Raw genomic sequence first — 16,018 nt, forward strand, 5'->3', positions numbered from 1 at the left:
CCGACTTTTATTAGAAGGGCCCTCCGTCATTGACGGAGGGCTTTTTCTGTTTACGTGCCCCCCAGGGGGCTGCCCGCCCATGCCCGTTTCCCCTTCGCGGCCCCGCCCCCGGCAAACCGGTCAAGTGTTAACGTCTGTTAATTAAGTTGAACATATTATCTATAGAAATTAACTTTTATCAGATTATAGATTGATATTCATCATTTTTCTGGTTTTTTGTTATAAATGATACATAGAAATGCAAATAAATCCATATAAAACAGTACTTTATGAGTATATTTGCCGTTCGAAATTAGAATGTAACCACAAATGAATTTTTTTGTTGAAAAGAGAAGGGAAGTTATGCAACATATTGAAAAATATATGTTGGAAATGATGCCTGAGTATTTGAAACCTATAGATGAGATCTGGCAACCTGCAGATTTCTTGCCTGATGCAAGCAAAGATGACTTTTTTGACAAAGTTAAAGCGTTACAGGAAAGCGCTAATGAGCTTTCTTATGATCTGGTTGCTGTCTTAATTGGCGATACTATAACTGAAGAAGCTTTGCCAACTTATGAAAGCTGGCTTTCTATGGTTGAAGGCGTAAGTAAAGATGAAACCGGTGGCTGGATGAAATGGAACAGGCATTGGACAGCAGAAGAAAACCGTCATGGAGATTTACTGAATAAGTATCTATATCTCTCTGGAAGAGTAGATATGCGTCAAATGGAGATTTCTACTCAATATCTAATTGCAGATGGTTTTGATATAGGAACTGGACATGATCCTTACAGAAACTTTATTTATACTTCTTTCCAGGAAATGGCTACCAATGTTTCACACAGAAGAGTAGCTTCTTTGGCCAAAAAGGACGGAGATACTTTATTGTCGAAAATGTGTGGTGTAATTGCCAGCGATGAGGCAAGACATGCCAAAGCATATAAAGATTTCATCAAGCAGATTTTTAAAGTTGATGCAAATGAAGCAATTCTTGCTTTTGATGATATGATGAAGAAAAAAATCGTTATGCCAGCTCATTTCCTTAGGGAAGTAGGGTTACCTATAGGACAGGCTTTTGGACATTTTACTGATGCAGCTCAACGTTTAGGTGTGTATACTGCTATTGATTATGTAGATATTCTTAAACAGTTAATTGTAGAATGGAAAATTGAGGCTCTGACGGATTTAAATGAAGCGGGAGAGAAAGCAAGAGATTATATCATGCGTTTACCTGAAAGACTTTTAAGAGTTGCAGACCGTATGAAAAATCCTTCGCTTGAATATAAATTTAAATGGATTTTAGCTTAATATAAAAAAGGTCTGAACATTGTTCAGACCTTTTTTGCTTTCCTACATATTTCTTCGGTATTGACCACCTACTTCATATAGTGCATTACTAATCTCACCTAAACTGCATACTTTACACACATCCATCAGTTTATTAAAGATATTTTCGCCTTTTATGGCAGCCAGTTGCAATTCTTTTAAGGAATTAGCCGCAATATCTTTATTACGTTCTTTAAACTCATTCAACGCCTTAATCTGATATTGTTTTTCTTCTTCAGTTGCCCTGATTACTTCGGCAGGAACAATAGTAGGCGAACCTTTTTTGTTAAGGAAAGTATTTACACCTATGATAGGGAATTCTCCTGTATGCTTTAAAGTTTCATAATATAAGCTCTCTTCCTGTATTTTACCACGTTGATACATGGTTTCCATTGCACCTAAAACACCTCCACGATCATTAATTCGTTTAAATTCGGCCAATACAGCTTCTTCTACCAAATCTGTAAGATCTTCTATAATAAATGAACCTTGTAACGGATTTTCATTTTTAGCCAAGCCCAATTCACGGTTAATGATCAATTGGATGGCCATCGCTCTGCGTACTGATTCTTCGGTAGGGGTAGTAATTGCCTCATCATAAGCATTGGTATGCAATGAATTACAGTTATCATAAATAGCATATAAAGCCTGTAAAGTTGTTCTTATATCATTGAAATCAATTTCCTGAGCATGTAAAGATCTGCCTGAAGTCTGAATGTGATATTTTAATTTCTGAGAACGATCATTACCCTTGTACTTATTCTTAATAGCTTTGGCCCAGATTCTGCGTGCCACACGACCAATTACCGAATATTCAGGGTCTATACCATTACTAAAGAAAAATGAAAGATTTGGTGCAAAGTCATCAATATGCATTCCTCTGCTCAGGTAGTATTCTACAAAAGTAAATCCATTACTTAAGGTAAAGGCTAACTGAGAGATAGGATTAGCTCCAGCCTCAGCGATATGATAACCGGAAATAGATACCGAATAAAAATTACGTACATTATGATCGATAAAATATTTCTGAATATCACCCATCATACGTAAAGCAAATTCTGTAGAGAATATACAGGTGTTTTGTGCCTGGTCTTCTTTTAAAATATCGGCCTGTACAGTTCCACGAACAGAACTGATGGCTTTGGCTTTGATTTGTTGATATACATCTGCAGGTAAAACTTCATCGCCGGTTACGCCTAATAACATTAATCCTAAACCATTGTTACCTTCAGGCAAATTGCCCTGATATTTTGGTCTTTCTAAACCTTTTTGTTTGTAGATACTCTCTATTTTTTGGTTTACTTCTTCTTCCAGCCCGTTCTCAATGATATATTTTTCACATTGCTGATCAATAGCCGCATTCATAAAAAAGCCTAAAAGCATTGGAGCCGGGCCATTTATGGTCATCGAAACAGAAGTTGAAGCCGCGCATAAGTCAAAACCAGAATACAATTTTTTGGCATCATCCAGCGTAGCAATACTTACTCCGGAGTTACCAATTTTACCATAAATATCGGGTCTGTGATGAGGATCCTCACCGTATAAGGTTACCGAATCGAAAGCGGTTGATAAACGGTGAGCAGGCTGTCCTAATGATACGTAGTGAAAACGTTTATTTGTTCTTTCAGGGCCACCTTCACCTGCAAACATACGCGTAGGGTCTTCTCCATCGCGCTTTAATGGAAAGACCCCTGCCGCATAAGGAAACTCTCCCGGAACATTTTCTGTTAGTAACCAACGTAAAATATCGCCCCAATCCTCATAACGAGGTAAAGAAACCTTAGGAACCTGTAATTTAGAAAGCGATTCGTAATATAGAGGCTGTTTAATTTCTTTATCTCTTACTTTATAAACAAAGAACTCATTCTTATAACGATTCTTGGTTTCAGGCCAGGCTCTTAGTAAACGCTTGCACTCCCCATCCAATAAATCTTCGTAATATCTATAAGTGTTTTTTAAAGAAGAGGTATCTTCATTCTTAGCTGACAATAAATCTATTACACCATTTAACTGGTACATTTTACGGGCAAGATCAACCTGTTTGGCTACCCATTCGTTATAAGCTACACTTGCTTCAGCAATTTCTGCCAGATATCTTACACGGTCTGGAGGTATAATATAAATCTTTTCAGATTGATTTGAAGTAATTTCCATTTTGGCATTAAAATTAACGCCTGTTTTTTCTTCTACCTTATGAAGTAATGAAACAAACAGATTATTCATGCCAGGATCGTTAAACTGCGAAGCCATGGTTCCGTAAACCGGAATGTCTTCATCTTTCGCATCAAAGATATTGTGATTGCGTTTATATTGCTTTCTTACATCTCTTAGAGCGTCTAAGGCACCTTTTTTGTCAAATTTGTTGATGGCAACAAGATCAGCAAAATCAAGCATGTCGATTTTCTCCAACTGGGTTGCCGCACCAAATTCAGGCGTCATTACATATAAAGAAACGTCACAGTGTTCTGTAATTTCGGTATCAGACTGTCCAATACCTGAGGTTTCTACAATAATCAGGTCATAACCAGCAGCCTTACAAATATCAATGCTTTCCTGTACATTTTTAGAAAGAGCCAAATTAGCCTGACGTGTAGCCAGTGAGCGCATATAAACACGAGGGTTATTGATTGCATTCATCCTTATCCTGTCACCTAATAGCGCTCCACCTGTTTTTCTTTTTGACGGATCTACAGAAATAATAGCTAAAGTTTTTTCAGGTACTTCTATCAGAAATCTGCGCACCAGTTCATCTACTAAAGAAGATTTACCTGCTCCACCTGTTCCGGTTATACCTAATACCGGAGGATCATTTTGATTATTCTCTCGTAATTTATGTATCAGTGTAAGCCCTTCGTCAGGATTATTTTCTGCAATGCTAATAGCATTCGCGATCTGATGAATATTTTTCTCCTTAATTTCAGAAATGTTTACTTGCGTATTTTTAGTAGTTATAAAATCGGTTTCTTCTAACATGAAGTTAATCATGCCTTGTAAGCCCATTTTACGACCATCGTCTGGTGAAAATATTTTAACGATGCCATAAGCTTGCAATTCTTCTATTTCTGCAGGAAGGATTACACCACCGCCGCCACCAAAAATCTTAATATGGCTTGCTCCTCTTTCCTGAAGCAAATCGTACATGTATTTGAAATATTCTATGTGACCGCCCTGATACGAGGTCATGGCAATACCTTGTACATCCTCTTGTATGGCACAATTTACCACTTCATCAACAGACCTGTTATGACCTAGGTGTATCACTTCTGCTCCTGATGATTGCAATATTCTGCGCATGATATTTATGGTTGCATCATGCCCATCGAAAAGTGCTGCAGCAGTTACAAATCTTATTTTATTTTTGGGTTTATAAACTTCTATTTTTTCCATAATGAAAATTAAGTTTAACACATTTACCGTGTTAAAAATCCAGTTTTATTTTGGTTAGCGTTAGGGGTGTAAAGTTACGTTTATATTGCGGTTTTGGCAATATAAAGGCTCAGGTTTAGGTAAGATTTTGGTAACAAAAAAGCCGCTTAAAGCGGCTTAAATTTGTTTTATTTGATCAGTTCGGTAATTGCTGTACCAATATTGCCACTGGGCTCCTGTATGTGCAATAGCGCCGCAAGGGTAGGAGCAATATCCGTCATATAGTATCTTTTATTGGTTTTTCCCGGTTTTACGCCCCAGCCCATAAATACTGCAGGTATATGACTATCGTAAGGATTCCAGGCTGCATGACCGGTTCCTGGGCTGGTTGAAGGGTAAACCCCTGGATTTAAGATTACATAGATATCGCCACTACGTTTTGCATTATATCCATTGATAAGACGGTTTTTAACTTCATCAGGAAGTGTTGCATTTGAAATGTTTTTGATATCAACAGCTTGCAAAACAGCATCTTGTTTATTAAGATAATCAATGCAGCTTTGTTTAACTTTTACATAATCAGCATGAGCAGCTTTGATTACATCTAAATCAAAGATTACCTGATTGTTCTGTAAAGTTGATATGCCTTTTTTAATATTGAAATCTTTTAAAAGCAGACTATCTAAATCACTTTTATATTTTCTGATGGCTAAACCACCACCCGGTAATTTATTTTCTGTAGTAAAACCCGGAGCATGGGTTACACCATGATCGGCAGAAAGGAAAAATACATAATTGCCTTTGCCAATAGTCTTATCTAAATAATTAAAGAAGTCTTCTAAGTCTTTATCTAATCTTAAATAAGTATCTTCAACTTCGATAGAGTTTGGTCCAAACTGATGCCCGATATAATCTGTTGAAGATAAACTAACTGCTAAAAAATCAGGTACTTCATTTTTTCCTAAATTTTCTTCCTTGATTGCAGTTTTAGCTAAATCTAAAGTAAAAGTATTACCATAAGGAGAACTTTTAATCAATTCATAATCTTTACCTATAAATTGCTTAAAAGCATGAGGAAAAACAGGTGCCTTCTCTCCTTTATATTTTCCTTCATAAGCTTTATCATCTGCTGTACTTTGTTTATAAGTACTGATAGGGTAAAGTGTATGCCAGTCTTTATCAAAATATTTATCTGCCAATTTCTGTGCATTGAAATCATTTACCCATTTAGGTAATTGTTGAATATAATGCGTACTGCTGATCCAGTTTCCATTGCTGCTGTCAAACCAATAAGCCGCATTAGCCACATGGCCTCCCGGTAAAATAGAACCTCTGTCTTTAAGGGAGATACTAATAACTTTACTTCTGAAATTGGTCGCTAATCTTAACTCGTCTGTAATGGTAGTGGTTAACAGGTTTTTTGGTGACATTTTCCCAGCATTGGATGTACTGCCAACAGATATAACATCATTATCTTCGGTACAATATACATCTCTTTTCAATAAAGGATCAAACCAGTTATTGCCAATAATTCCATTGATAGCAGGAACACTGCCGGTATAAATACTTGAGTGGCCGCAAGCTGTAGCTGTTGGCACATAAGGAATATAAGTGTTTTCTGCCGAAAAGCCTTCATTCAATAAGCGTTTAAACCCTCCATTGCCGTATCTTTCATTATAACGGTAAAGGTAATCCCAACGCATCTGATCAACCACCATTCCTACAATAAGTTTTGGTCTTTGTACCCCATTGGTATTGTTAATAACAGTTTTCGGTTTCTGAGCAGCGCCTGTAAAAGCCAGGCCAATGATAAATAAGAAAAAGAATAATTGTTTTATTTTCATGCTTGTGTAATAAGTGGCTGGTAAATGTAGGTATTACCTGTTAAGTAGGGACTAATTTTATGTAAATATATTATATCACTTCTGCCACCACAAAGGTACTTCCGCCCACAAAAATAAGATCATGCTCTAAAGCTTCTTGTTTTGCTGCTTTAAGTGCTGCTTTTACACTGGAGTACGCTGTTCCTTTCAGATTAAATCGGGCAGCTTGTTCTTTTAAATCATTTGCGTTTAATGCTCGTTCTAAATCAGGAGCACAGAAATAATAAGTGGCTGTTTGTGGTAAGAGCTGCAATACGCCACTAATATCCTTGTCTTTAACCATACCCATAACCATGTGCAACTTTTTAAATTTTTGGTTTTGGATATTTTGAATAATCTCCGTTATACCTGCTTTATTGTGGCCGGTATCTGCGATAATCAGTGGCTTTTTACCTAAGGTTTGCCATCTTCCCTGCAAGCCGGTAATTTTCTTCACTTTTTTTAAGGCATTGTAAAGTGCCAAGTTGCTGATATGATACCTCAATTCTCTTAAAATGGTTACCGCCTGTATTACAGTTAAAATATTCTTATCCTGATAGGTTCCGGTCAGATCTGTTTTAAGATGATCTAATATAATCTCATTATCCTGCCAGATATTACCTATCAGTTTATTGTTACCTCTTTTAAGTACTTCAAATTTTAAATGATCTTCCGCAAAGTATAAAGGTGCTTTAAGTTTTTTTGCTTTTTCGATAAATACAGAGTCTGTTTCTACATGATGTTCACCAATAATTATGGGTGTATTTTTCTTAATGATTCCTGCTTTTTCAAAAGCAATTTCGGCATGTGTATTACCTAAAATATTGGTGTGATCTAAACTAATGTTTGTAATAATTGAAAGATCTGGATAAATAATATTGGTAGAATCTAATCTGCCGCCTAAACCTACTTCAATAATGGCTACATCTACTTCTTCATCGGCAAAAGCTTTAAAGGCCATTGCTACGGTAACCTCAAAAAATGAAGGTTCAATGGTTTCTATTAATAGCTTGTTCTGTTTTACAAACTGTTTTACAAAGTTCTTGCTAACCTTCTGGCCATTTATACGAATCCGTTCTCTGAAATCTTTAAGATGGGGAGAGGTATATAGCCCGGTCCTGTAACCTGCCTTTTGTAAGGTAGCAGCCAGCATATGTGAGGTAGAACCTTTTCCATTGGTTCCACCTATATGTATGGTTTTGTACTGTTGCTGAGGGTTGCCCAGTGCAGTACAAAATTGAATGGTATTGTCAAGATTTTTTTTGATAGCTGAAGCACCAACCTTGGTAAACATTGGTAATTTACTGTACAGATAATCGACAGTTTCTTTGTAGTTCATTTTGATACGAATTTTCGTAACAAAGGTAAGAAAGCGAAATGTTTTATTTTACCTTAAACACAAAAGGAACATAAAAAACACGTATATCGGGACCATTACTGATGGCATTAAGCTGAGCATTAAGCATGGCTTCTTCACATTTTCTGAATAAATTGCTGTTTGAAAAAGTAGTGCCTTTTGCACCCGCAGTTGCTTCAATAATGCGGCCTTGTTTATTAACGCGTATTCTTACCATTATGGTCCCGGTTTCCTGTCCGTTATCTTCAGGTTTTACCAGGTTTCTGAAATGATTTAATGGTAAAGGTTTGTTCCCAAATCCAGAGCCGCCATCTCCATAGTATGGAGTTAAGGGATCGCCATCAGGATCGCCCTGATTGCCCGGAACAGTTCCCGTGCCATCGCCACCGCCGGTAGCGTTATTTTTGTTGCCTTTATACAGCGCATTAGGATTAATAGCTGGCTCTGCCGGTTTATTTTCCTTGTTGGTATTGTTAGCCGAGGTACTTTTAGCCGCTTTGGTATTTACGTTTACAGCTTCTTCAGTATTTTGCGTGGCAATATCTTTATCTGTGAATTGCGATGAAGTACTTTGTTTAACCGTTTGCTCTGGTGTAATCTTATCCGGTTTTTTGTTATTGGCATCAGGCGCTGTAGAGGGCTCTTCTATACTGGTATAATCTGTACCCATACCTTCAACAGAAGTACCGTAATTCACAACCATACCACCCATCCCCAATTCTTCGGGTGGTTGAAAAGCTCCAATTACCCAAAAGAAACTCAGACCAATAAAAACCGCCATGATACCGGTTGATATAGCCAATGCCTTAGGATAATTATTTTCTTCGTTGTGTGCTGCCATTTTATTTTTTCTGCTCTACTGCTAAAACAACCTTAAGTTTTAATTTATTTGCCACATCAAAAACCTGCATAGTATTCTCTATGGAAACCCCGCGTGCCACATATAATACAATTGTAGCATCGGTATCTTCTTTAAGATGACTCTGTATAGCAGTTTCCATATTTTCTAAGATAACCGGCTGTTTATCTACAAAATAATTTAAATTTTCATCTATACTTACTGTTATTGATTTTTGCTGGTTGGCCTGTTGTCCTGATTCAGAACGTGGCAACAGTAGTTTTACCACTTGCGGATTTACTACAGCCGAGGCTAAAAGAAAAAACAGCAAGAGAAAAAACATGATATCGTTAAGTGCTGAGGTATGCACTTCAACGTTTCCTTTTTTTCTGTTCCTTAAATTCATTATTTACCCGGTTCTTCTAATAAATCAATAAATTCTATAGCTTCTGTTTCCATTTTAAGGATGATTTTTTCAACCATCATATTTAGGATATGGTAAAGTACATAAGCAATGATACCAATAATCAGACCTGTTGCTGAAGTGATCATTTTGGTATATAAACCACCAGAAATGGTTCCGATTTCTATAGCTCCTTTTATAGACACATCATGGAAAATGGTAATTACCCCGATAATGGTACCTACGAAACCCAACATAGGTGCAATACCAGCTATAATCCCTAAAATACCGATATTCTTTTCAAGTTTAGAAACTTCTAATTTTCCGGTATTCTCAATAGATCCTTCAATTTCTTTGATAGGGCGGCCAATTCTTTTTAGTCCTTTCTCCAACATTCTGCCTAAAGGCGAATTGGTGTTCTTACATAAAGCTATTGCGCTTTCTAAACGGCCTTCACGTACATTTTGCCTGATCTGAAATAAAAGATTCGAATCATTTTTAGATGATTTTCTGATTGTGATGTAACGTTCTGTAAATATAACCAATCCTAAAAAGGCTAAAAGCGCCAAAGGTACCATTACCCATCCGCCTTTAAACAGGAGGTCTATAAAATGGAGTTCTTGCGGAGGCGTGCTTACCGGTGTTGTGGTTACATTGTTTACGCTATCGGTAATTTGCTGTAAGGTGTCTATTGCGGTTAATAAAATCATCGTTTATGCGTTTATTTATGCTCGTTTATAAAGATATATAATTCAGGATTTTTAAATTTTACTCTTAATTCTTTCAAATCTTTTTTTGCAGAATCTATATTGCTGTATGAAGCAATACTTACTTTTTTATAGATTTTTCCAGGCATTGCCGGAATAACTTTTGCGTCAATACCCTTATTTTTCATGTTACGAATAAAGTCATCTACTTCTTTTTGCGTAGCAAAGGCAGCCCCGATAACTTCGTAGGTAGTTGGTTGTAAAGGCTTGGTCTGTGTGGTAACTTTTAAAGTATCTTTTGAGGGTTCAACTTTTAAACCTGCCTGATGTGCCGCACGCATAATGCTATCTGCGAGCGATAATGAATCGGCTTGTGTCTGAGCAACTTTACCTTGATGTTCAGGTAATGTACTAACTGATTGGGTATTGTTTTTTGACAGATTAAATAAATTAGGTTTTACAAAATATGCAATAGCACCTAGCACCAGTAAAACCAATAGTATGATCAGAAAAATTTTAAGTCCTGAGCCTGAGCCTGCAGGTTCATTTTCTGGGTAGCTAATATCTGATTGCTTTTGTTCAAATGCTTTATCAAAATCGTTGGCGAGTTCATTTTCAATTTCCTCGTAACTTTTTTCTACAGTTTCTATCTGGTTGCTAAAACCTTCTTTGATTTCCGTTTTAGGTTGGGTATTTAGTGGAGCTTCACTGATTTCTTCAAATACTTCTTCCTGCGCCGGAGTAGTTTCTGTAGGTGATTTCGCATGAACAGGTTCTTCTGCCGGTTCTGAAAGGGCATCAATAGGAATATGCGCTGTGTCCTCAGATTTTACTTCTTCAGGAGTAGGGTCTGTTCTGGCAAGCATATTATTTTCATCGCTTAAATCCGTATCGCATTTTTCTTCAACAGGAGCATTAGCAGTGGGACGTTCTTCTGGATCCATATTTTCAGGAATGGCAGGCAAAGCGTAATAATCAAATCCTGTATTCAAACTTGATTCAGGAGAAAAATCGATCGTACCATTCTGGTTCGATAACTTGCCTATACCTTCCAGTTTAAATTCACTTTTTTGCTCAAGATTTTTATGAATATCGCTAACAAACTGAGCAATAAAATAACGGGCAGAATCTGCCGAAATATTTCTTTTTGCCTTTACATAATTTAAGAGGTTCTCATCTTCTTTAACTTCTGGAGTAAAAGCCAGAATGTAGCTTGGAGGAAGAAACATATGTGTATCTACATCATATCTTCCCGGTGTTTTTTGCTTATATATTGTACCCAAACCATCTATGCCCACTTCTTTATGGCTTTGCAACAGTTCTAAAAGGTATTGTAATATATCCATTCTGGTAAATTTTATTTTGTCTTAGATTTTCACCTAGTTAAAAGAATAGGTTAAACCTCCAAAGATATTAAAACCATTTACACGATAGTATAAATATTTACTGTAATTGCTGTTTAAAATATTATTTGCTTTGGCAAAGGCCGAAAATTTGCTGTTAAATTTATAGGTGGCGCCCACACCCAAATCTACAAAACCTTTAATGTTTACCATCTGTTCTTTGGTATTGTCTGGCAGAGCTGGATAGGAGCCATCAGGATTTAACGGATTGGCTATAAATATTTTAGCTTTGCTGTCATCCTGTAAATAAACGCCAGCATCAAAGCTCAGCTTTTTATCAAATGCAAATAAAAGATTTGAACTTAATCTCAATTGCGGTTTGTAATATACATTTTGTTCTTTGCCTGCTTTGTAATCTTCTATATTAAGTTTACCCGTCCATTTCAGATTATCGCTTACCTGTACAGATAATTCGCCTTCTAACCCCAATAACTTGATTTTATCAAAATCATAGATCACATCAAATTTATTAAAATCGGTAAAATTGTTTACAAACATTGGCAAATTATCAATCTCCTTGCTGTAGAAACGGGCTTTATAGCCAAATCCAGGGCCGCCTGTTCCTTTGATGCCTGCACTAAAACTTATTTTCTCTATGCTATTTTTTAACAGGATGTTGCTGTTAAGGAAAGGATTTTCATCTGTAAGGTTCTTCAAAGTGTTTCGGTTAACATCGCCTTTGAGTTCGCCAAAAACCTGTAAGAAATCAGGAATTAAGGTAAAATCGGCAGTAATGGCAGGGAAGAACCTTAAGCTTGAAGAAAAACCAAACTCTTGAACAATGTTTGCTCCAGCAACAATCTTAACCCCTCCGGCCTGTAGTTTGATATATGGATTTACACGCAGCAGGTTATTAGAAATATCTGTTTTTACATCTTTTGAGTTGCCAAATTCTGCAGCCGCCGCCAAACCTAAATTAAAACCTTTGATTCGTTTGTTTAAATAGCCTGTTAAGGTTAATTGTTTTTCTTTGGCACTGAATTTATCATTCCAGAAATAAGCGTTTACTTTGGCTGCATAGCTTAAAGCATTTTCATCAGGTGTAAATTTATTGATTGCTTCACCTTCCAGTTCAAGAAAATTAAAAGCTTGTTTTTGAGGGTCAGGATTTAATGTAGGGTTATTATCATCTATACCATAAAAATATACGCCATGTCGCTGGTAATTGGCCCGGCCGTTTAAAGTGGTCTTTTCGCCAATACTGCGGCCAAAGGCACTTAGTTGCTGACTGCTTTCGTTTTGCTTATTTAAGCTTCCTTGTTGGCTAAAATGCCTGAAAAACGCTCCGGCCTGTAATGCAGGATCTTTGCCCATAGCTATATAAGCCTCACCTAAGAAAGTAGTTAAACTGCCTATACCACCTTTTACATAATTGTTGGTAGGTTCTTCTATTTTGGCATCGGCAAGTTGTTGGGCTTGTAATTTCTTAATGTCGGTATTCAGCTCAAGCTTTTTGTCTAATAAAAGATAGTTGTATTTTGCTTTGTAGGTTCTTACATTTTCTAAATCAGGACTGCGACGCAATTTTACCGCTTCGGCTAAAATCGGTTTATAAGGTCTGATAATTTCGATTTCCTCACTAATATTTTTCTCGGTCTTTTCAGGTGGTTTCACATCCTGTGCTTTGGCATAATAGGTTGCACATAAAACAAAAGACAGCGCCAGGTATATATTCTTATTTAAAGTCATTTCTCTGTGTGTTGATTATTTGATTTTAGCCAGTTTTTCTTTTGCCGTAGGCACAATGTCATCTTTGCCTTCATAGCCGTCGATGATACTCATCAATGTACTTTTTGCCTGTAATTTATCGCCTAACGCTAAATAATTATCTGCTAATAATATAAAGGCTTTTGCTACCCAGTAATCATAAGAAGGCATATTGTTGATCAGGTCAAAACATGTTTTCTGTGATGTTTTATAGTCGCCTTTGGCATATTGTAAAGCGGCAATATTATATTTAGCCTCGGCAGCAGCCAGTGTTTTTGTATGCGCTACCACATTATTAAATGATTTAATGGCCGCAGTGGTATCTGCTTTTAATAGCAGTGCTTTACCTGCATAAAGGTCTGCCGAATTTTTTTCTTCTTCGGATGATTTGTCTGAGCTTTTGATCAAGTCTGCATAATTCAACATATCATCAGGCATACTCAAAGCTGTGTAAGCTTTGATCAGGTTGTTAATGGCATAAGTATAGTTTGCCTTGTAATCGGCAGTGGTTTCAAGACGTTTTAAGTAAACAATAGCCTCGTTGTATTTCTTCTCATCCATTAAAACTTTTGAAACACTCATTAGCGAACGCTCTGTGTAATCGCTGGTCCAGTCGTTTAAAATGAAATCGTAATCAGCAATAGCCTCCGTAGAACGGCCTAATTTTACCAATGATTCAGCACGGATAAATTTCGCCTGTTTCAAATGGATGGCTTTAGGAAATTTTTCTAAATAAGCGTTAATGGCTTCGTAGGCACCTTTTGCATCACCTTTCAGGTAAATATTATTGGCGGCCTGAAATAAGATGTTATCTTGCTCGCTTAGAGAATAATTACCCAGAGGCGTGGTAGCAGCATAAGCTATAAATCCATTGGCATCTCCACGATCTACATAAATATTCTTAATGGCTTCTAATGCCTGTTTAGCTTCAGGTAAACTTGGGTAATCTCTGATAACTTTCTTGAAAGATTCTAATGCCATGTCATCCTGATCTTGGTTGTACTGTACCAAACCAATTGTAACCAAAGCTTTTGGTACATAACTACTACGTGGATATTTACTTACCAGAGCAACAAGATCTGTTTTAGATTTTTCAAACTCACCTTTGTTGAAATAAGTATAGGCCATTTCAAACCCGGCATCATCGGCATAGTTAGAGGTAGGAAATTTAGATAACAGGCTTTGCATGGTCGCAATTTTTGCATCGTCCTGTTTTTGTAAGCCTTGTATCATGCCTCGTTGAAATAAAGCATAATCATCGCCTGTAAGTTTGCCGTTAATGATCTTGTTATAGTAATTTAGCGCATCGCCGTAGTTTTTGTTTACAAAATATGAATCGGCTAAACGGGTAATGGCATCGGTAACGGTTTTACTGTCTTTGTCTTTACCGTTTAAGAAACGTTCAAAGTAGGTTGCGGCTTTGGCATATTTTTCGTCTTCAAAAGCCGCATAGCCCAAAGCATAATTGGCAAAATTATAAACCTCTGTTTTAGGGGCTTCTTCCATGCTCAGGAAAGTTTCAAAAGCTTTTACCGCTTCGCCGTATTTGCGGAGCTCGTACATACTTTCGCCCATCCAATAAGTACTCAAAGCATGTATTTCTTTGTCTTCAGCAAAATTATTGGAACGTAAAAACATGGAAAGTGCATTTGGAAATGCTCTTTCATTATAAAACTCCAAACCTCTGAAATAGGTAACTTTCTGGTACGCTTCTTTAGCCTGTTTTGTTTTGTTTTGTATAGGTTCTAAAATATCAATGGCCGCTTGGTAATTCTTAGAAGTGAGTAAGATTTCACCCAAAAGTGTTTTGGCCTCGTTTGTTTTCTGAGAATTAGGAAATTGTTTTAAGAAGTTTTGCGTATATTCTAAAGCCTGCTGATTAAATTCCAGTTCATAACTTAATTTGGCGTAATTTAACCATGCATCTTCCTGTAAATTCTTATCAAAATCTAAGCGTGATGCTCTGTAAAATGCGCTTCTCGCTTTTTGTTTATCGTTTAATTTTAAGGCCGCATTGGCAAGTGTGTACATTCCACTCTGAAGGTAAACATCTTCTCCATTCAATTTTTCGAGCACATTTACGGCATCTTTATATTTTCCGTTCTGTACTAAAGCATAGCCATACTGGTAAATGAACAGGTTTTGTTTTTGCTCATTTTTATCTTTCTCAAAGAACTGCGCAAAGTATTTTTCTGAATTTTTAAATTCTGATTTGGCAAAGTAAGAAGCCGCAACCAAACTCAGCATCTCGGGCTCGTATTTCTGTTTGGTTTTTTGCATCACAGGAATAGCATAGTCGATCACATCATCATAACGTTCATCTAAATAATACATAGAAGTGATGTAATACGGATAACTGGCTTCGTAGGTAGGTGAGCCCTTTAACTTTTCAAAGTTGGCAAGTGCAGTTTTATATTCTTTATTCAGGTAATTGATGTAAGCAAAATAGTAAGTAGCACTTTCCTGAAAAGGAGATTCCTGTTTTTTTACTTCTTCAAATAAAGGTTCTGCTTTTTCAAAATCCTGTAATTCAAAATAAGCATAAGCTTGTTTAAACTGATATTCTAATCTCTGCTTTTGCGAAAGCGAAGTGGGGTCAGCTTTTTCAAACCATGATAAAGCACCTTTGTAATCGTTCTTATTGAAGTAAGACTTACCAATATGGAAATAAGCTAATTTGGTATTTGGGTTTAAGGGGTATTCGCGTATAAACTCCTGTATCAGTGCTTCTGCATCATCGTTTCCAAGTTCAATAGCGCAAATTGCATTGTAGAATTTTGCGTTTTCCTTAATAATGGATAGTTCTGCATTACTCTGGATCTGGGTGCTGGCCTTATCTCTTGCCTGTTCAACCAATTTAAATTGCTGCGCAGCTGCTACATATTTTTCATTTTGCAACAACTCCAAACCTGTAAGGTAGTTTTTGTTTAACCGGGTAATCTCGCTGGTTTGAGCATAGGTCAAACTCAGCCCTGAAACAATAAAAACGGGAACTAATAGGTACTTTTTTTGCATTTGGTGTTAAATATGGTTGCTACTAAAATATAACTTATGTTATTAGATATCA

At 36.7% G+C, this 16,018-nt stretch carries 10 protein-coding genes; 1 reads left to right on the forward strand and 9 read right to left on the reverse strand.

From position 1 onward, the window contains the following. Positions 1-309 precede the first annotated feature (309 nt). Positions 310-1,290 (forward strand): acyl-ACP desaturase, encoded by a 981-nt coding sequence (locus tag ACLHG9_RS08020; RefSeq protein ID WP_410220979.1) that lies wholly within the window; start codon positions 310-312, stop codon positions 1,288-1,290. Positions 1,291-1,332: 42 nt separating this feature from the next. Here ACLHG9_RS08020 and ACLHG9_RS08025 read toward each other — a convergent pair whose 3' ends face one another. The 9 genes from ACLHG9_RS08025 to ACLHG9_RS08065 form a co-directional block, all read right to left on the reverse strand. Then, a complete protein-coding gene (locus tag ACLHG9_RS08025) occupies positions 1,333-4,695 on the reverse strand; it encodes a methylmalonyl-CoA mutase family protein (RefSeq protein ID WP_410220980.1) in 3,363 nt (1,120 codons plus the stop codon). Between the two features lie 167 nt (positions 4,696-4,862). Beyond that, positions 4,863-6,518, reverse strand: a complete 1,656-nt coding sequence (pafA, locus tag ACLHG9_RS08030; RefSeq protein ID WP_410220981.1) for an alkaline phosphatase PafA — start codon at positions 6,516-6,518, stop codon at positions 4,863-4,865. 70 nt (positions 6,519-6,588) lie between these two features. Then, positions 6,589-7,875, reverse strand: coding sequence for a bifunctional folylpolyglutamate synthase/dihydrofolate synthase (locus ACLHG9_RS08035; protein WP_410220982.1), 1,287 nt, complete (start codon positions 7,873-7,875; stop codon positions 6,589-6,591). A 43-nt stretch (positions 7,876-7,918) separates the two neighbouring features. Continuing rightward, on the reverse strand, positions 7,919-8,734 hold the full coding sequence (locus ACLHG9_RS08040; protein ID WP_410220983.1) for an energy transducer TonB: 816 nt from the start codon (positions 8,732-8,734) through the stop codon (positions 7,919-7,921). 1 nt (position 8,735) lies between these two features. After that, a complete protein-coding gene (locus ACLHG9_RS08045; RefSeq protein ID WP_410220984.1) occupies positions 8,736-9,137 on the reverse strand; it encodes an ExbD/TolR family protein in 402 nt (133 codons plus the stop codon). Continuing rightward, the gene (locus tag ACLHG9_RS08050) at positions 9,137-9,844 is read right to left on the reverse strand and encodes a MotA/TolQ/ExbB proton channel family protein (protein WP_410220985.1); all 708 of its coding nucleotides are present in this window, start codon (positions 9,842-9,844) and stop codon (positions 9,137-9,139) included. Before ACLHG9_RS08050 ends, ACLHG9_RS08045 begins: the two co-directional genes overlap by 1 nt. A gap of 11 nt (positions 9,845-9,855) precedes the next feature. After that, on the reverse strand, positions 9,856-11,187 hold the full coding sequence (locus ACLHG9_RS08055) for an SPOR domain-containing protein (protein WP_410220986.1): 1,332 nt from the start codon (positions 11,185-11,187) through the stop codon (positions 9,856-9,858). 33 nt (positions 11,188-11,220) lie between these two features. After that, a complete protein-coding gene (locus ACLHG9_RS08060) occupies positions 11,221-12,933 on the reverse strand; it encodes a hypothetical protein (protein ID WP_410220987.1) in 1,713 nt (570 codons plus the stop codon). A 15-nt stretch (positions 12,934-12,948) separates the two neighbouring features. Next, positions 12,949-15,966, reverse strand: a complete 3,018-nt coding sequence (locus ACLHG9_RS08065; RefSeq protein WP_410220988.1) for a tetratricopeptide repeat protein — start codon at positions 15,964-15,966, stop codon at positions 12,949-12,951. Positions 15,967-16,018: the final 52 nt, after the last annotated feature.

Origin of the sequence: Pedobacter sp., from assembly GCF_046462515.1 — a bacterium.
In the GTDB taxonomy this organism is placed as follows: Bacteria; Bacteroidota; Bacteroidia; order Sphingobacteriales; family Sphingobacteriaceae; genus Pedobacter.